This is a genomic window from Gardnerella sp. DNF01144 (genome assembly GCF_049244245.1).
GTDB classification, from domain to species: domain Bacteria; phylum Actinomycetota; class Actinomycetes; order Actinomycetales; family Bifidobacteriaceae; genus Bifidobacterium; species Bifidobacterium piotii.
This window is the reverse complement of record NZ_CP058390.1, coordinates 1416824-1434758: the sequence shown is the minus strand read 5'-3', so window position 1 is coordinate 1434758 and position 17935 is coordinate 1416824. Positions and strand designations below refer to the sequence as shown.

General features: G+C 44.6%; 12 protein-coding genes. 4 read left to right on the top strand and 8 right to left on the bottom strand.

Annotated elements, in window-relative coordinates:
• Positions 1 to 330: 330 nt before the first annotated feature.
• From HXT36_RS05860 to HXT36_RS05845, 4 genes are all read right to left on the bottom strand, one after another.
• A complete protein-coding gene (locus HXT36_RS05860) occupies positions 331 to 2079 on the bottom strand; it encodes an ABC transporter family substrate-binding protein (protein ID WP_421778762.1) in 1749 nt (582 codons plus the stop codon).
• A gap of 324 nt (positions 2080 to 2403) precedes the next feature.
• The gene (locus HXT36_RS05855) at positions 2404 to 4299 is read right to left on the bottom strand and encodes an ABC transporter ATP-binding protein (RefSeq protein WP_016795340.1); all 1896 of its coding nucleotides are present in this window, start codon (positions 4297 to 4299) and stop codon (positions 2404 to 2406) included.
• Between the two features lie 20 nt (positions 4300 to 4319).
• Positions 4320 to 5267, bottom strand: a complete 948-nt coding sequence (locus HXT36_RS05850) for an ABC transporter permease (RefSeq protein ID WP_004132192.1) — start codon at positions 5265 to 5267, stop codon at positions 4320 to 4322.
• Positions 5268 to 5293: 26 nt separating this feature from the next.
• Positions 5294 to 6277: an ABC transporter permease gene (locus tag HXT36_RS05845; RefSeq protein WP_032815600.1), complete on the bottom strand. Its 984-nt coding sequence runs from the start codon at positions 6275 to 6277 to the stop codon at positions 5294 to 5296.
• A 464-nt stretch (positions 6278 to 6741) separates the two neighbouring features.
• Here HXT36_RS05845 and HXT36_RS05840 point away from each other — a divergent pair, with 464 nt between their 5' ends.
• Positions 6742 to 8172, top strand: a complete 1431-nt coding sequence (locus HXT36_RS05840) for an aminopeptidase C (RefSeq protein ID WP_421778761.1) — start codon at positions 6742 to 6744, stop codon at positions 8170 to 8172.
• Positions 8173 to 8872: 700 nt separating this feature from the next.
• Here the strand turns inward: HXT36_RS05840 and metG are convergent.
• On the bottom strand, positions 8873 to 10738 hold the full coding sequence (metG, locus tag HXT36_RS05835; RefSeq protein ID WP_421778760.1) for a methionine--tRNA ligase: 1866 nt from the start codon (positions 10736 to 10738) through the stop codon (positions 8873 to 8875).
• Between the two features lie 402 nt (positions 10739 to 11140).
• On the opposite strand from metG, the gene HXT36_RS05830 reads away from it, so the two are divergent.
• Together HXT36_RS05830 and HXT36_RS05825 are read left to right on the top strand one after the other, a co-directional pair.
• Positions 11141 to 11902, top strand: coding sequence for a hypothetical protein (locus HXT36_RS05830; protein ID WP_421778759.1), 762 nt, complete (start codon positions 11141 to 11143; stop codon positions 11900 to 11902).
• Positions 11892 to 12182, top strand: a complete 291-nt coding sequence (locus HXT36_RS05825) for a hypothetical protein (RefSeq protein ID WP_421778758.1) — start codon at positions 11892 to 11894, stop codon at positions 12180 to 12182. Before HXT36_RS05830 ends, HXT36_RS05825 begins: the two co-directional genes overlap by 11 nt.
• 88 nt (positions 12183 to 12270) lie before the next feature.
• Here the strand turns inward: HXT36_RS05825 and rsmI are convergent, their stop codons facing one another.
• On the bottom strand, positions 12271 to 13176 hold the full coding sequence (rsmI, locus tag HXT36_RS05820; RefSeq protein WP_421778757.1) for a 16S rRNA (cytidine(1402)-2'-O)-methyltransferase: 906 nt from the start codon (positions 13174 to 13176) through the stop codon (positions 12271 to 12273).
• Positions 13177 to 13360: 184 nt separating this feature from the next.
• On the opposite strand from rsmI, the gene HXT36_RS05815 reads away from it, so the two are divergent.
• Positions 13361 to 14206 (top strand): alpha/beta hydrolase, encoded by an 846-nt coding sequence (locus HXT36_RS05815; RefSeq protein WP_421778756.1) that lies wholly within the window; start codon positions 13361 to 13363, stop codon positions 14204 to 14206.
• 258 nt (positions 14207 to 14464) lie between these two features.
• On the opposite strand, the gene HXT36_RS05810 is transcribed toward HXT36_RS05815, so the two are convergent.
• Together HXT36_RS05810 and HXT36_RS05805 are read right to left on the bottom strand one after the other, a co-directional pair.
• The gene (locus HXT36_RS05810) at positions 14465 to 15982 is read right to left on the bottom strand and encodes a formate--tetrahydrofolate ligase (RefSeq protein ID WP_421778755.1); all 1518 of its coding nucleotides are present in this window, start codon (positions 15980 to 15982) and stop codon (positions 14465 to 14467) included.
• A 214-nt stretch (positions 15983 to 16196) separates the two neighbouring features.
• Positions 16197 to 17816, bottom strand: a complete 1620-nt coding sequence (locus HXT36_RS05805) for a C69 family dipeptidase (protein ID WP_421778754.1) — start codon at positions 17814 to 17816, stop codon at positions 16197 to 16199.
• Between the last annotated feature and the right edge of the window lie 119 nt (positions 17817 to 17935).

Genomic DNA, 17935 nt, shown 5'->3' with positions numbered 1-17935 from the left:
GCGCTAGATTCTCCCTTATTTTTGGCTTTGTTTTTTGAGACTTAATCTTAAATTTATAGTTTAATCGACAGCTCTTGTTTGGTGTTGAGCGAGTTTCATAGCGAGCGCTTATTCCTCACGGCATAGCCGTTCGGCTGATTTGGCATGTGAAGCACACCGTGCTTCACAATTGAGCCAAATCACGCTTTGAAGGAGCTTGAAATCCTGTTGATTTCAAGCTCAGTCAAAGCGCACGAAAGCATGTGGCGTGCAGCCAAAGACCACACGCCACATGCTATAAGTTAAGCAATCAGCTTAGTAAACTTGCGCGAGTTATCGCTACAAATTTACTCACTTCTGCCAACCAATGTTTTCAACAAAAACGTTAGCATATCCAGCAGGACCGCCGTTAGCGAAGCCCTTCTTGTATGCCTGGTAGGTTGGAGGAGCAGAAACTGGGAGCGTGCCATACTCAGCAAGAGCCATGGACTCAGCCTTGTTGCTCAATGCAGTCTGTTCCTTGTAATCGTAAGTCTTACCAACCTTGGCAAGCAGGGCATCAATCTTCTTGCTGCCAGTGCCAGTAAAGTTGGAATCGCTCTTAGAACCGTAGACCTGGGAAGCGGATGCCAAGAAGCTCAATGGAGATTGGGAAACCCAAGCCATTGGAAGCACCTGGAAGTCGAAGGAAGCAACAGTCTTAGAGAACTTAGATGCAGGCTTGTTTACAGTCTTGCACTTCATTCCAGCCTTCTTCATCATGGCCTGGAATGCGTTAGCAAGAGCTGCCTGAGTGGAGTCATCGCCGAAGAAGGTGAATGTGAACTGAACGGTCTTGCCATTCTTAGCGTAGTAACCGTCTTTGCCCATCTTGTAACCAGCGGCCTCAAGAGTCTTCTTAGCGTTTTCTACGTTGAACTTACCATCAGCTGGAAGGTTGTTCTTGTAGCCAGCCTGGAACATGGAGAGAAGCTCCGAACCTGGCTGCTCGCTCTTCCAGCTCATACCCTGGAACTGAATCTTGTTGTATGTAGCAACGTCGAATGCCTGAACAACAGCCTTACGCACGGCCTTATCCTTGAATGCGCCAGCCTTTGCGTTTAAGTTAATAACACGAATCTTGGTGCTGTAGCCGTAACGGAGCTGAGCGCCCTTAACGCTACGAGCAGCCTTAATCTTATCCTTGGTGGAGATGGAATCCACGGAATCGATTTCGCCGTTCTGGAAGGCGTTCATTGCAGCGGTATCTTCCATACGCTTTACAACAACCTTGTCAAGCTTTGCCTTCTTGCCCCACCACTTTGGATTGCGCACGAAAACAACCTGATCTTCGGTTGCGGACTGAATCTCGAATGGACCTGCGCCCCACTCGTTGTGAGGATTACCTACCCAACCCTGGTTGAACACGGTTGGATCGGTTGCCTTTGGATGAACCAATGGAGCGAAAAGCAATTCCCAAGTTGCGCATGGCTTATTGTACTTAACGATTACTTGCTTAGGATTTGCGCCCTGCTCAACGGACTCAATGCAGTCGTAGCCCTCGTGAGATGGAACGGAGTAGGCTTCGTTCTTGCCATTCATAACTTCCCAAGTGGCCTTAAAAGCAGTGTAATCAATGTCTGTGCCGTCGTTCCACTTAGCCTTTGGATTCAAATCGTACTGAACTACGAGTGGCTTGTCGCTAACCTTCTTAACAGAAGTAATGTAATCAGGGTTGTACTTAACCTTCTCGCCCTTAACGGTATCGTAATAAGGAAGCGATGGCTGGTAGAAGCCCCACAAAGTGGCCATATAAGCGGTGTTACCGTCGTTAGAAGCGTAGTTCCAGTTTGGACCCATGTCGGAAAGCGAGAACGTGTAAGTACCGCCATCCTTAACATTGTCACGAGGCTGTGGATTGTCGTAACGCTTGTCAACCTTAGGCATTGGAAGAGCGCCAGTGTAGGAAGTATCCACACCTGCGGCTGGCTCTTCGGTCATTCCGCCCTTAGCTTTATCTGCCGTAGTGGCGGTTGTACCACCACAAGCGCCGAGCAGCATTGCAACAGAAAGTGCAGCTGCGGCGAATACAGTTAATTTACCTGCATTAGTTTTTTTCATGATTCCTCTCATTCCCCAGAAATGATGTCCACTTTCTGGTATGTGTGTAGAGTATATCTAATCTTTTGACATTTTGTGTTACGACTTTTTTAACAAATGCTGAATTTAAGCTTTTGTTACTTAAGATTTAATCCAGAAAAAAGAAAATTAAATGCAGAAAACAGCAAAACAGAAAATTTTTTAGTTTATTTTGATTAAAAAACAAAATATATTACTTTTTTTAGAATTTATGCGCCTGTAACAAAAATCGCGTGTGTCTTGCATAACACACGCGATCAAACTTGCCCTAAACAAAAGTTTAGGCGTATTCACAAAAGATTAGAATCAGACGCTTGCAACGTCATCAAACGAATCTTCTTCGTTGAGAATAATACGCTTACGATTCTTCTCAATAACAGGGTCTGGAATTGGCACAGCGCTAATCAAAGCCTTAGTGTACGGGTGCTTAGGATTATCGAATACCTCATCCGTTTCGCCAGATTCAACAATGCGTCCGTGGTACATAACAGCAATTCGGCTAGAAATATGACGAACAACCGCCATGTTGTGAGCCACAAACAAGTAAGCAACACCCAACTTGTCTTGCAAATCTTCAAGCAAGTTAATAATTCCAGCTTGAATAGAAACATCCAAAGCCGAAACAGGCTCATCAAGAAGAAGCAGCTTAGGGTTTACAGCCAAAGCGCGAGCAATAGCAATACGCTGACGCTGACCACCAGAGAACTGCGTTGGGAAGCGATCAACCTGATCTGGATTTAGCTCAACAAGCTGCATAAGCTCCGCAATACGCTGACGAATCTCTTCCTTCGACTTCTTTTGAACATGAAGAGGCTCTGCCAAAATATCGTAAACAAGCATACGAGGATCAAGAGAGCTCATAGGATCCTGGAACACATATTGAATCTTAGAACGAAGCTCGCGACGCTGCTCTTTAGTCAACTTATCGTTAAGCTCGGTGCCAAAAACTGTAATAGAGCCAGCTTCTGGCTTCTTTAAGCTCATGATTTCCATCAAAGTAGTTGACTTACCAGAACCAGATTCTCCAACAAGAGCCACAGTTTCGCCTTCGCGAATCTCAAGGTCAATGCCATCAACAGCGCGAACTTCGCCAACCTTACGTCGCAAGAAACCGCCACCTGTAATTGGGAATGTTTTAACTAAGCCCTTAACATCCAAAACAACCTTGCGATCCTCGCGAGGAATGCCTTCAAACATTGGCTTAATCGTTTTTTCGGTTTCTGCGTGAAGCATCGCGCGAACAGTTTCGCTTTCTGCCTCAAGGCCCATCATATCGCTGGTATCGCCACTCTTTTCTTCTGCAATCAACATATCCATTGTTGGCTTAGAGATTGGAGTTAAGCGGCGAGTACGCTTTTGATCAACGCGCGGAACAGCGCCAAGCAAACCGATTGTGTATGGCTGAGTTGGGTGAGCAAAAATCTCCTCAACGCTATTATGCTCAACCAAATGACCCGCATACATAACAATAACTTCGTCTGCAACGCCAGCAATAACGCCCAAATCGTGAGTAATGAAGATCATTGCGGCGCCAGTTTCTTTCTGAGCCTTCTTCAAAACATCCAAAACCTGAGCCTGAATCGTAACATCCAAAGCGGTAGTAGGCTCATCAGCAATAATAATATCTGGGTTGTTAGCAATTGCCATTGCAATCATAACGCGCTGACGCATGCCGCCAGAAAACTCATGAGGGAAAGCCTTTAAGCGCTCAGCTGGCTTAGTAATACCAACCAAGTTAAGAAGCTCAATAGAGCGATCGCGAATCTGATCTTCGGTCATATTTGGATTATGAATAACCAAAGCTTCCTTAAGCTGATCTCCAATAGAGAACACTGGAGTTAAAGCAGAAAGAGGATCCTGGAACACCATTGCAATGTTCTTACCGCGAATCTTACTCATCTCTGCATCAGACTTTGTTAAAAGCTCTTCGCCCTTATAAACAACAGAACCCTTAACAGAAGCATTCTTATCTAGCAAGCCCATAACAGCCAAAGAAGTAACAGACTTACCAGATCCAGATTCGCCAACAATACCAATGGTTTTGCCGCGGTACAAATCAAAGTTCATATTGCGAACAGCGTGGACTGTACCAGCTTCCGAAGCAAAGCTAATTTGCAAGTTGCGTACAGAAAGAAGTGGTTCGTTGTTCTGATTTTCCATTGCAAAGTCTTCCTTATTTGCGTTATTACCCATATCAGTCATGTTTAAACCTCCAACAAGCCTTACTCGGCCTTACCAACAGACCTAGAATATGGATCAATCGCATCGCGCAAGCCATCTCCAATAAGCTGAACGGAGAAAGTCAAAACAACCAAAACCGCAGAAGGAACCAAAAGAACCCAAGGAGACGTCATAACGCTACTTTGACCAACGTTAAGAAGAGTACCCAAAGAAGTATCTGGAGCCTTAATACCAAGACCCAAGAAGCTCAATGCTGTTTCGCCATTGATTGCGCCGATAACACCAAGAACCGTGTTAATAATCAAAACGGAACCAAGATTTGGAACAAGGTGGCGAACAATAATGCGGAACGAAGAAACGCCTTCAAACTTAGCGGCACGCACATATTCACGTTCGCGCAAGCTCAAAGTCAAAGTTCTAAGCGTACGAGCGTAACCAATCCAGCCAAAGGAAGTCATACCAAACGCAAGCCACAACCAATCGTTGCCGCCAGTAGCAGAGCTAACAATCAAAGCAATAAGCAAGAAGGATGGAACAATCAAAAGCATGTCTAGAAGCCACATGCCAACCTGCTCAAACCAACCTTCAAAGTAAGAAATAGCAGTACCAACCAAAGCAGCAATAATCGTAATCGAAATGGAGCTTACAATACCAATAGAAAGCGAGCGACCAAGTCCGCGAACAACCATTGCATACATGTCTGATCCGCCAGGCGTAGTTCCAAGCCAATGCTCGGCGCTAGGAGGAGTTGCAAGAGCCGTAAAATCAGGCTCGTCGTAGCCCCACTTGCTAATCTTAGAGCCAAACAAAGCAAGAAGAATCAAGAGAACAAGTAAAACTAAGCCAACAACAGCGGATGGACGCCTAAAGAAGCGGCGCGTATAAAGCGTTATTTTGCCTGTGCGCTTAAAATTACCCCAAGAATTAGCAGTTGCCTTCTTATCAGCAGCAGACTCTTGAGCCTTTGAAGATACATCTTTTTTACTCATATCAATACACCTACACTATTGCGCAATTAGCTCAAACGAATACGAGGATCAAGCCAAGCGGAGAAGATATCTGCCAACAAGGCTCCAGCCAAAGTACACACGGCTCCGAACGCAGCAATAGCAACAGAACCATTAATGTCGTTATTAGAAATAGTTTGTACGAAGTAGCTACCCAAACCGTTAATTGCAAACACGGTTTCGGTAATCACAGCGCCCGTAAACACGCCTGCAATAGAGAAGGCAACGTCTACGGCAGTAGGAATCAAAGAAGTACGCAAAGCGTGACGACGAATAGCCACATTTAGAGGCAAACCCTTAGCGCGAGCAGTACGAACGTAATCAGCATTCATAGTATCGAGCAAATAGGTGCGCTGCGTAAGATGGTAGCCAACCATGCCAGGAACGGTCATAACAATTGTTGGCAAAATCAAATGCTGCAAGAAATCAAGAATAAAAGCAATAGGATTAGAACCCTGGTAGGAATGTAATCCAGTAACAAAGAACAAACGAGAACCAGCAGCGTTGTTAATGCTAATCGCAGCTAAAACAATAAGTAATCCAAACACGGCGGCTGGAACAACAAGCAAGAACGTAGCAATAGAGTTAAGAACCCTGTCTTGCCACTTATATTGGCGAATAGCAGTATAAACACCAACGCTAACGCCTAAAACAATGCCAAGAACAGTTGCGCAAGTAACCAGCTGCACCGATGCGCCGATTCGCGCAGCAATCGCAGGACCAACAGGCGCTTGCTCTGGGCTTAATCCCCAATCCCAACGAGTAAGAACACCAGTAATCCAACGCAAATACCTTGTAATAACTGGAGTTTGGTCGTTAATATTTGCTAAATCCAAAGAACGGTTAATCGAAGGAATTGGCGGATGCGGATGCCTAGACATATAGTTCGATCTCGGATCCATAAATGCACTTGCCAAGAAATACGTCATGGATACGGACACAAACAGCATCACAACATAATTCAGGCATCGTTTAACGATGTATCGTATCATTGTGACTCTTTTCTACGTCTAAACATTGTTACCTCCATCTGGTAACTGCAAACTTACGCTTGCACACTGCCATCATTTAATCACTAATTAAAAAGGCAAATCATAAGCGTTTAAGGCACACTTAAGTAAGCCCTAATAATTTGGACGTGTAATTAGTATATTTTTAGCTAACCTATGTACATTGCTTAAAATAAACATGTAATAACACGTAATAAATAGTAATCTTAGTCAAAATTAATACATAAAATTGGCAAAATATCAAAATATTTAACGAAGTTACTTAAAATTTACGAAAATTAGTTGCGCAAATCGCCATAAACACATAAAAATGCATATTTTGCATAAATAAGACACGAACACTCGCGAACACTCACGAACGCTTTAAGCCACGCAAAACGCGACTCGTGCATTGAGCAAGCTACAATAACGCTTATTCACTGTTTTTAACAAGATAAAGGAGATATATGTCTGAAAACGTAAAAGCCGTTACACTAAACGACGTTCGCGAATATTCTAAGCATTTTAACGAACAGCGAGCAAATCGAGTAGCAGCAAACGCTTCGGTATCGAGCGGCGTTCTTAAAGCAGCAACAAGCTACCAGGGTCAGCGCGCACTTCCACGCGAATTTTCTATAGAACTAAAGCAAGGAACAATAACAAATCAGCAGCATTCTGGACGTTGCTGGATGTTTGCATCGCTTAACACTTTGCGCTACGAGCTTATGCATAAGTGGAATCTAGAAGACTTTGAGTTTTCCGAAAGCTACTTGTTCTTCTGGGACAAGATTGAAAAAGCAAACGCATACTTGGAAAACGTTTTGGAGACTTTAGATGAGACATTAGATAGCCGAATTTTTGAGAGCATTAACTACGGTCCGATTGACGACGGCGGATGGTGGCAAATGTTCGTTAACTTGGTAAACAAGTACGGACTTATGCCAAAGAGTGCATACCCAGATTCGCAAAACGCTACCGATTCCGAAGCATTCGTGCAATACATTAATAGCAAGCTTCGCGAGTTTGCATGCGAGTTGCGCGAAGCACACAAGAATGGCACTTCTATGGAAGAGTTGCGAAAAATGAAGATTCGCGACTTGGAAACTGTGTACCGCATGACCGCGATTGCTCTTGGCGAACCACCAGAGCGTTTCGACTTCTTTGCACGCACTAAAGATGACGACGATAAGAAGGACGATAAGAAGAGCGGCGAAAAGAAAGACGATAAAAGCAGCGAAAAGCCAAAGAGCGGTAAAGACGATCGCCCAATGATTTGCGAATACGGCATTACTCCACTCGAGTTTGCAAAGAAGTACGTGCCAGTAGACGTAAACGACTTTGTAAGCTTGTGCAACTCCCCAATGGAACGCACTCCGTTCAACAAGCTCTACCAACTCAAGTACACAACAAACGTTGCCGAGACTAAGGAAATGGAGTTTGCAAACGTTGCGCTAGAAGTGTTCCGCAAAGCCGCTGTTGATCAGCTAAAAGACGGACACCCAATTTGGTTCGCTTGCGATTGCACGCAATTCTCGCTAAGGCAAGAGGGCTTCTTTGACCCAGCAGTTGTGCGCGTAGACGAGCTATTTGATGTAGAGTTTACATTCGACAAAGCTAAAGGTTTGGAATACATGGATTGCCCAGGCAACCACGCAATGACCTTTACTGGCGTAAATCTTAACAAAGATGGCGAGCCAGACCGCTGGAAGATTGAAAACAGCTGGGGCAAAGATAACGGCGAAGACGGATACTACGTTGGATCCGCGCAGTGGTTTGACCGCTACGTTACAGAAATCATTATTAACAAGAAGTATCTTGATGAAGCAACGCGAGCAATATTGGATCAGGAGCCTGTAATGCTTGATCCGTGGGTGCCACTTACAAAGCGCTGCCACTAAACTTGATTTAGCACACGCTGATTTATAAACGCAGATTGCATTCGCAAATTACAAATGCAGTCTGCGTTTTTTGTTACTGAATGCATGCTATTTAGCGTTGCGAGATTTCCTATTTAGTGTTGCGCGAGGTTTGAGTATTTCTCTCCTCGCAGGCGCGCCAACCTGCCGTAGCGCTTAAAGCGTAGCGCGCGAAGGCAATTTGGCGCGCTGAGCAGCTCAAGGCAGAAGCACTGCTTCTGCGCTGCGAAGACGTTAGCGCGCTTAGACCGCGCTAACGATACGCCTCTTTCACTGCGAAAAATCTCGAATCTCTACCTAGCTAGCGCGGCTAATCCGCGCGAGCGATTTTACGCTTTTTGTACCATTTTTAGGCCAAATTTGGTACAAAATGCGGAGTGTTTTTCCGCGCGAAAGATACGCGTAGACGGCAAAACTTGAAAAAGATAAAAAGATAAAAAGAAGCCCGGTGGGAAAGAGAAAACCCACCGGGGCAGAGAGAAAGAGAGAAGAAGGTTTCAGTTATGGGGTTCGCGAACGAACCTCACTGATGGAAGAACCATCAGCAATATTCATTATAACCACATTTTTCTCGCAAAACACGCATATAAACTAAAAATTTCCTGAAAATTTTTTCATATTCCTGGCAGTATGCCAATTTTTTGTTATATACGTCACTCTTCCTTAAAATTTTCCGCTAAAATCACTCAGATTCCAACGATTTTTTAGCTGCAGCCAATCTTTCTTCATCAGCTTTACGACGAGCAGCAAGAGCAGACTCAAAACGCTCAAGCTCCTCATCAATCGCCTCCTTAGGAATCTTGGCAAAAATCGGAGTTGGCTTAGCAACAGGAGTACCAGTAACCAACGGCTCACTTTCCCATGGATGAACAGTCTTTCCAAGCTCATAGTCGCCAGTAATAATCGGGTACTTAAAATCTGGATTATCTAAGTCGCTCACCTCTTCGATTCTTGGAAGCGGCGAGAACACTCCCGTTCCACCAAGAGCTTCCCAAACTTTTTGCGCAGAATGAGGCAAGAATGGAGCAAGCAAATGATTAGCATCCGAAACAGCTTGTGCAGCAACATGCAAAACAGTTCCAAGACGAGACTCGTCATCCTTAATCTTCCAAGGCTCCGTAGCAGAAATATACTTGTTTATATCCGATACAACGCGCATAGCCTCGTTAAGAGCATTCTTTTGATGATGGCGCTCAATCAAGCCTCCAACAATCTCAAACGCGTTAGAAGTTTGATCCAAAAGCGCACGATCCATATCTGTCATTGAATTTTCATCCAACGGCGGAATCTCTCCAAAATTCTTATTAATCAAATTTGCAACACGATTAACAAGATTGCCCCAACTTGCTGCAAGCTCTTCGTTATTGTGACGAACGAACTCTGCCCAAGTAAAGTCAGCATCGGAATTTTCTGGACCCGCAACGGAAATGTAGTAGCGCACAGCATCCACTGGGTAGCGCGCCAAAATGTCTTTAACATAAATCACGATTCCGCGCGAAGAGCTGAACTTCTTGCCTTCCATGGTCATAAACTCGGAAGCAACAACCTGCTCTGGCATGTTAAGTGGGCCATAAACGCCAGCCTCGCCACCTTTAGAGCCAGCGCCGTTATACGCAAGCATCTCTGAAGGCCAAATTTGAGAATGGAAAGTAATGTTATCTTTGCCCATAAAGTAGTAGCCAGGAGACTTAGGATCGCACCACCAATCGCGCCAAGCGTCTGGCTTGCCCTGCCTACGCGCCCACTCAATGGATGCAGACAAGTAGCCAATAACGGCGTCAAACCACACGTACAAGCGCTTATTTGGGTTATCAATCCAGCCTTCTACAGGAACTGGAATGCCCCAATCAATGTCTCGCGTAATTGCTCGAGGCTTAACTTCCTTAAACAGGCCAATTGAGAAGTTAATAACATTTGTACGCCAGCCATCCCTGGAATTAAGCCAATCCAAGTTTGCGTTTGCTAAAGCAGGCAAATCGAGGAAGTAATGTTCTGTTTCTTCAAATCGCGGAGTTTCGCCGTTAATCTTAGAAACAGGGTTAATAAGCTCGTCTGGGTCTAGCTCATTTCCGCAAGCATCGCACTGGTCGCCCCTGGCGCCGTCCGCGCCGCAAATCGGGCATGTGCCCTCAATGTAGCGGTCTGGAAGAGTGCGGCCTGTAGAAGGCGAAATCGCAACCTTTTGAGTTCCCTTGTAAATATAACCATTCTTAAGGCACTGGCGGAACATCTCTTGAACAACATGCTCATGATTTGCCGTTGTTGTGCGCGTAAACAAATCGTAGCTTAAACCCAAATCGCACAAATCTTTAGTAATCACGCGATTATATCGGTTTGCAAGCTCTTGCGCGCTCACGCCTTCTTTATCTGCCTCAACCAAAATCGGCGTGCCGTGTTCGTCTGTTCCCGAAACCATAAGCACGCTGTTTCCCTTCATGCGCTCGTAACGCGCGTACACGTCGGAAGGGACGCCAAATCCTGCAACGTGACCAATATGACGAGGGCCATTTGCGTAAGGCCATGCAACATTCACCAAAATATGACTCATAGCCAAATATTATCTTGTTCAGCGAGGACACATTAAATAATACACAGAAAAATCACACTAAAAAATCGCTATAAAAATCTATATAAAATCGCATAGCATAGGTTATAAATCAAGCATAATCACATGTAATAAAGCGGAATCACACACAACCACATTTAATCACATATGATTTAGTCACATATAGTCACATTTTTTTATGTAAAAAACTAAAAATCCACTTTTCCACAATTACAAAAAATCGAGTAGACAAAAAAGTAAAACACGATATTGTGTATAAAACTTAGAAAATTAAAACCTAGAACAGCAAAACACTACAGCGTTAAAACATTACAACCTTACAACACTAAAACATTACGGCACTAAAAAGTTAGCGTATAAACACATTACGCAGAAAGGAGAAATATGAGCACTTCAACGTTGAACAAAAAACGCACAATACACAATGACGAAAAAAATAAAAAAGCAATAAAAGACTACAAAAGACGCAAAGACTACAAAACTCGCGAAGAATACGAAGACTACAAAAACTACAGAGAATATAAAAATTACAAAGACGAAGAGATGATTTTATTTTCGGAAAAACAAAACGAGGAGCTGCCTATTCTTATAGACACAAAACACCTACCAGGGCCACTAAGCATGAAGAAACTATGCAATTTTGGAGCATTCAACAACGTTTCAATACGCACTGGATTTACGCAATCTACCGCAAAAACCCCAGAAGGACGATGCAACGTGCTAAAAAATCTGCTGCCAAACGGAACAGTGGCATGCGCATTTACAGCATCTTGGATTTGGCTTGGCGGAAAAATCCCAAACATACTAGAGATAATATCCAAAAGTCATTATCGAATAAAGCCGTACGATCACCGACTACAAGTGTTTAGAAGAAAACTAATGAAAAAAGAACAAAGGGTGATTAAAGACTTGTGCGTAACTTCTCCAGCACGAACTATTTGCGACATTGCGCTAACGCCATCAAAAAACATTTACGAAGAAATAAGAAGAGTAGATACTGTGTGCGAATTGGCGCAAAAATACAACACAAGTTTTAAGGATTGCGAAAAAATCATAGACAGCAATCCTTATTTTCCAGGAGCTGCGAAGGCAAAAGAATGGATTAAATACATAATAGACAAGGATGACGTTCTTTATGACTATTAGAGCAAATATTAAGAATTATAAAGCGAGCGCAATGCCGACAGCAATGCCGCCAAAACCGCCAATTGTGCTCACTGCGCAAGTCGCGTGCTGTGAAAACACAAGCAAAGACGTGCTATGGCATATTGCTAAGAACGTGCCTGAATTAAGAAAATGGGTTGTTGCAAACCCAATTGCGGATGCAAAAATGCTAGAATACATATCTCAGCAAGGAGGGCCAGGCGTTAAACAAAGTCTAGATGTGCTTTTAGAAGCATACGAATATGCAAAAAATGGGGATTAATTGCTGCTTAATTTTCTACATTTGCACATTTTTCGCTTTTATTGATGCGACTTTTGCACATTTGCACATTTTTGGCTTAATTTCCTACTTAGTTGTCCACATTTTCCTTGATTTTTAAGCAAGCTGCATAAACTTCTTTACGATTAGCAAAAGAGCCGTCTGAAAGAGGATTTTGTGAAACAACTCGAGTTATAGCATCTTTGATTCGCAAGCCCTCGTTTTGTGAAAGATCGCAAGCCATTTTAGCAAGCTGATCCACGCTTAAATCAACGCTTTGTTGCGCAACATCACTTTCGCTAGCGCCAGAAAGTACAAGCACAATCTCGCCACGAGGAGGATCATTTTCTACGCTTTTTGCAATCTGCTCAATAGTTCCACGACGTACTTCTTCAAAATCCTTAGTAAGCTCGCGGCACAGCGCCATTTTGCGATCTGCTCCAAAAACTGCAAGAAGAGCTGCCATTGACTCCGCAATCCTGTGCGGCGCCTCGTAAAACACGATTGTTCGCCTCTCTAAAAGAAGCGAGCGCAAATGCTGCATGCGCTCCCCCGACTTGCGCGGCAAAAAACCTTCGTAGCAAAAACGATCTGTTGGCAGGCCAGAAAGCGCCAAAGCATCCAATACGGCACTCGGTCCAGGCGCGCAAGTAACAGGCAAATCGCGCTCTATTGCGCGGCGAACAATCGCAAGCCCTGGGTCGTTAATCGTAGGCATGCCAGCGTCGGAAACAACAAGAACAGTGCTGCCTTGCTCAACCTTGTCTAGTAAACCATCTGCCTTATTGCGCTCATTGTGATCGTGATACGCAACAACTTGCCCAGAAACGTGCACGCCAAGGCGATTTGCAAGGTCGTAAAGCCTACGCGTATCTTCTGCTGCAACAATATCCGCAGTTTCTAGAAGATTAATCAAGCGCGCAGAGGCATCTCCCATATTTCCAATCGGAGTGGCTGCAAGAACAACTTTTCCTGAATTATCTTCTTCACTGCTCATCTTAAATCTCCTTATAAAACCTCTTAAGACTCTACACGAATTTATAAAATAACGCACATAATGCACACCAAAAACAAGATATTTGATTAGAATTATGCTTAAGTTTATGCTTAGTAATGCTTAAGTTTATGCTTAAGTTTGTGCTTAACATAAATTGCAATCGCGCAAAACGAAAAGAGATACCATGAAGATTATAGAACGCCAAATTAAAGGCATTGATGGCAGTAACGCGCTTCTAACTGCATATGTTTTAGACGATAATTTAGATAGCGAAGGGGATCAAACGCGACCAGCAGTGCTGATTTTGCCAGGCGGCGGATTCTTGCGCGTTTCTAATCGAGAAGCAGAGCCTATTGCTATGAAGTTTGCTGCCGCTGGATTCCACGCTTTTGTTTTGCGATACTCGCTTGTGCCTAGCGCACACCCTACTCAGCTTTTGGAAGCCGCGCAAGCTATGCAATTGATTCGCAATAATGCAGAAGAATGGCATGTAGATGCGCAAAAAGTGGCGATTATTGGATTCTCTGCAGGCGGCCATGTTGCTGCAAATCTTGCGACTAGCGTTAGCGACGATGTTGAAGAAGCAAATGGATATAACGCAAACAGCGTTCGTCCAAACGCTCTTATGCTTGCTTACCCTGTGATTTCTGCTGGCGAATACGCGCATAAGCCAACTTTCGACCGTCTTTTTGGAGACGTAGATTCTAGTACTCGCGAGCAACTCGTTGAACAGCTTTCGCTGGAAAATCACGTAGATTCTAAGACTCCACCTGTGTTCGTTTGGCAAACGATTACGGACCAGACGGTTCCAGTTCAAAACTCGATTATGTTTGTAGACGCGTGTGTTAAAGCTGGCGTAAGCGTGGAAGCACATTTGTTCCCTAAAGGCCCGCACGGCTTGGCTTTGGCGGTTAAAGAGACAGCTAAGCGCGATGAAAATGGCGCAGTGCTGCCTGAGTTTGTTCAGCCAGAAGTTCAGCAATGGATTGATCTTGCTTGCGATTGGCTGCGCCGCACATTTGCACGCTAATCGACTTGCATGAGCGCTTTGTTTTAGATTCGTTATATTTGTCTCATAAATGATGCAAATGTAACGAAAATCAGCCTAAAAACGTTATATTTGTCTCGCAATTGATGCAAATCTAACGAAAATTGGTCTAAAAACGTTACAAACGCCTCGCCCACTAGACAAATATAACGAATCTGTAGTGCGATTGCGCGACGACCTGCCCTGTAGTGTGTTTGTACTGAATTTTGGTGTTTTTTGGCACAAACGCACTACACAAAATCACACAATCTTTGGCATTGGAGTTGTTAGTGAAGCTGTAAGGTTGACTTGAACAACGCCTGCGCCAGAATGAACTTCTACCTTTTTAAGCGTTACAGTGCGAGAATCCTCAGGCGCGTGATCGTCATCCGTCATGGTTGCTGGCGACTTTACAGCAACAAGAGCCAAGCTATCAAAATCAACACCAGCCTTATTGCACAAATCCTGCGCTTCTTTCAACGAATCCGCAAAACCTGCTTTGTCAATTACGCGCTCAGCAGGCACACCATACGCCTCGGAGCAAAGCAAATTAATACGCTCGCGAAGAGACTTTCCACGGCGGCTTTCTGGAACTTTCGTTTCTGCATCAGCGGTAATCACAGACACAAAATCGTCTAGCTGATCTGCCAATCCATCTCCGCCATCTCGGAAAAGATTGCCAACAATCGGCTTGCGGAATCCCAAAGCCTTAGCTTGTTCAAGCAAATCTGGAACTTGCCCATCTTCCCCATCCCATAAATTAATAAGAGGGAAAGTAGGAATATCAAGCGACTCAAGGCGCGAAACGTGGAACGGGTAGCGCCACGCAAGCGTTTCGTCATCTCGCCAAGTGCTGGCACGAGTAACAACAACCGCAGCAGCAGGCCACTTTGCGCCGAACTCGCGAGCAGCAATATCTAGCCACTTTTGCGCGCCAGCATCCGTGCCATACCCTGCTTCCACAACAACAACATCGTGTAGCGCGCAAGCCATCTCAACGCTCACAAGGCTTGGAATTCCAAGCGAAACGTTGGCAAATGGCCCGCAATGAACGTAAATCGGAGAACCATTAATCGTCTCTGTTTTTGCAGGCTTTACAGCATCGGCAAGAATATTTGTGATTCGCCACAAGTCAACAAAATCGCCAAATTTAACAGGATTCCCGTCTTTTGTGCCAGCAATCATAGAAGATACGCGATTTGCGATTTCTTCCATGCTTCTAGAAAGCACTACGATTTGCATAAGTTCACAAGTTGGCGTTAACACAACGCGCTCTGCAACCGTGCTCTTGCCAAAATCAACAGCAATACTACGCAAAGATCTTGAAGGCACTTCGCTTACTCGCGGCACTAAAATCGTGTCTAAAATACCGTCGTCAATCGCCTTTTCTGCAAAAGAAACAAGCAAATTCTGCGCACATTCAATAGCCGCCATTTCTCCGCACAATCCCCAGTCAATCAACTCTGGGTGTGCAAGAGACGACTTTCCGCCGCCACTAGCGCCGCCTTTAGAACCCGCCGCAGTAATGCCCATGCTTGGCTGCCTTAAAACAGCCACCGCATCTACTCCGCGTTCGCGCAAAGCGTCTACAAGCGCAATAGTGGTGGTTGTTTTGCCTTCTCCTCTAGAAGCCTTAAGAGGAGTATCTGCAGTAACGAGCAACACTTTACCGTGCTTTCTTGGCTCGCTTGGATTCCTCTTTAGATAATCCATAAATCCAAAAGCGTCGATTTTTTTAACCAGTCCAAATTGTGCAGTAAACGAATCAAGAATGCTCATATTCCCCACTTTCAGGCAAAACGCCTAATAGACGCTCAACAACAAATACTCAACAACAAACGTTCAATAACAGATGCTCAATAAGCGCTCAATAATAAACGCGCATAGCTAATGTAAATGAACAATTTTTATACTATACGATTGCATAGGCGTGGTATAGCAATATTACATTAAAACTATGCGCGTTATTAGTAACGTCTATAACGGCTTGCGATTAGTGATCAGAGCGGTTAAAACCATTCTTCATGCGCATGCTAGTTATGTACAGCACTGTGTCAAGCAAAGAATCGGTTTCTTTCTTCAACTTTGCAGCCATACCCTCGTTCGCTTTAGCCAAAGCCGCGCGCACGTCTTCGTTTCTAAGCTGCGCAATAATGGCATCTACATCGCGAACTAAATCGCAATAGCCTTCACAACCTTCATCGCCTTCGCAACCTTCAAACTCTGGCTCGTAATCTTTCAAAGAAACGCCAAGAATCTTTGCAACAGCAGCATCCGTAGACTTAACCATTGCGTGACCAAGAGAACCAACAACTTCTTGGTAACGCTCGATCGCGTTTGCAGTGTCGTTAAATGCAGCATCCGCAAGAGCTGCAATAATGCGATTTTCCCAATAGAAGTTTTCGCTTGTTACGCGAGTAGTTGTATCTTCCAAATACTTTGGAGTTTCGTTTACATTTGGGTAGAACGGCACAAGCGCATTAAACGGATTAGAGCCGTACGCCATCCACTGAATTGTGCGGAACGCTTCTGGCACGTAAGGGCGGATTTGCATAACAGCAAGCTGGCTTTGGCGATTAATGCCGATTGGGCGGAAAAGATGACGCGTATGCTCATCGCCAAGCTTGCCGTAAGGATCGTACTCGGTTCCCTGATAGTGCGAGCTAAGCACATACTTAACGTCTTCAACAGTCACTTTGCGCTCAGGCTGACGCGCCCACGGAATGTCGTTGCTATCTGGCTTATGATCCGCGTCTTTACCATCCCACACTTCGTCATACGGATTCAAGAAACGCTCCATAAACCATGCACGAGGCGTGTTATACACGTGGTCCGCATCTGAATGGGATCCAAAAGCATCTCGAGGATTAAACGGCGAAGCGTTTTCCACCGCCAAATCCAAGTGATTTTCTTCAATAAACTCAAGCAAATCAGCCGAGCACATGTGCTCTTCTTGGTCTCCCAAAGCGTCTTCCAAATCGAACTCGTCGATTCCAAGCTGGTTTGGCATAACAACATACGCCTCGTCTGGCACGCGCTTAGCAATCCAGTGGTGTCCGCCAACAGTTTCCATCCACCAAATCTCGTTTACATCCGAGAACGCAACGCCGTTCATCTCGTAAGTGCCATACTTTTCTAGCAACGCGCCCAAACGCTCAACGCCTTCGCGAGCGCTACGAATATAAGGCAAAACAAGCGTTAAGAAGTCTTCTTCGCCAATTCCACCAGGCACTTCTGGCTTATAATCAGCGTCACCTTCTTTGCCTTGCGCTTTTTGAAGCTCCACCATTGGGTCTGCGCCCAGCACGCGCTCGTTGGATGTAAGCGTTTCTGTAGCGCTCATTGCCACGTTTGCTTCGTTAACGCCAGCTTCTCCCCAAATTCCTTCGCGCAAGTCTGCGTTTGGAACGCTTGTGTATTGCATTGGATTATCTGGAAGCTCTACTGTTACGTGGCTAAGCACGGACTTATAAACACGAGGCTGGTCTTGCGGCTTTACTACCACTAAGCGCTTTGGGTTAAACTCTCCATTTGCGGAGTCTTCGTTACGCGCAATAAGCGTGGATCCGTCGTAGCTCGCTTTGCGTCCTACTAAAATTGTTGTGCATGCCATATTTGCATCCTCATTTTTCTAATTTTTGATCATTTTGGTTATTTGATTATTTTAGATAATTTTGTTTGTTTAGATTAGTTTTGCTTAGTTTTGACTATTTTACACACGCGCATCTAGTC

What these genes read in the sequence shown, in the direction of transcription:
- HXT36_RS05850 (WP_004132192.1), bottom strand. Translation starts at nt 5,267, where the DNA reads ATGAGTAAAAAAGATGTATCTTCAAAGGCTCAAGAGTCTGCTGCTGAT.
- HXT36_RS05840 (WP_421778761.1), top strand. Translation starts at nt 6,742, where the DNA reads ATGTCTGAAAACGTAAAAGCCGTTACACTAAACGACGTTCGCGAATAT.
- HXT36_RS05855 (WP_016795340.1), bottom strand. Translation starts at nt 4,299, where the DNA reads ATGACTGATATGGGTAATAACGCAAATAAGGAAGACTTTGCAATGGAA.
- HXT36_RS05860 (WP_421778762.1), bottom strand. Translation starts at nt 2,079, where the DNA reads ATGAAAAAAACTAATGCAGGTAAATTAACTGTATTCGCCGCAGCTGCA.
- HXT36_RS05845 (WP_032815600.1), bottom strand. Translation starts at nt 6,277, where the DNA reads ATGATACGATACATCGTTAAACGATGCCTGAATTATGTTGTGATGCTG.
- HXT36_RS05805 (WP_421778754.1), bottom strand. Translation starts at nt 17,816, where the DNA reads ATGGCATGCACAACAATTTTAGTAGGACGCAAAGCGAGCTACGACGGA.
- metG (WP_421778760.1), bottom strand. Translation starts at nt 10,738, where the DNA reads ATGAGTCATATTTTGGTGAATGTTGCATGGCCTTACGCAAATGGCCCT.
- HXT36_RS05830 (WP_421778759.1), top strand. Translation starts at nt 11,141, where the DNA reads ATGAGCACTTCAACGTTGAACAAAAAACGCACAATACACAATGACGAA.
- rsmI (WP_421778757.1), bottom strand. Translation starts at nt 13,176, where the DNA reads ATGAGCAGTGAAGAAGATAATTCAGGAAAAGTTGTTCTTGCAGCCACT.
- HXT36_RS05825 (WP_421778758.1), top strand. Translation starts at nt 11,892, where the DNA reads ATGACTATTAGAGCAAATATTAAGAATTATAAAGCGAGCGCAATGCCG.
- HXT36_RS05810 (WP_421778755.1), bottom strand. Translation starts at nt 15,982, where the DNA reads ATGAGCATTCTTGATTCGTTTACTGCACAATTTGGACTGGTTAAAAAA.
- HXT36_RS05815 (WP_421778756.1), top strand. Translation starts at nt 13,361, where the DNA reads ATGAAGATTATAGAACGCCAAATTAAAGGCATTGATGGCAGTAACGCG.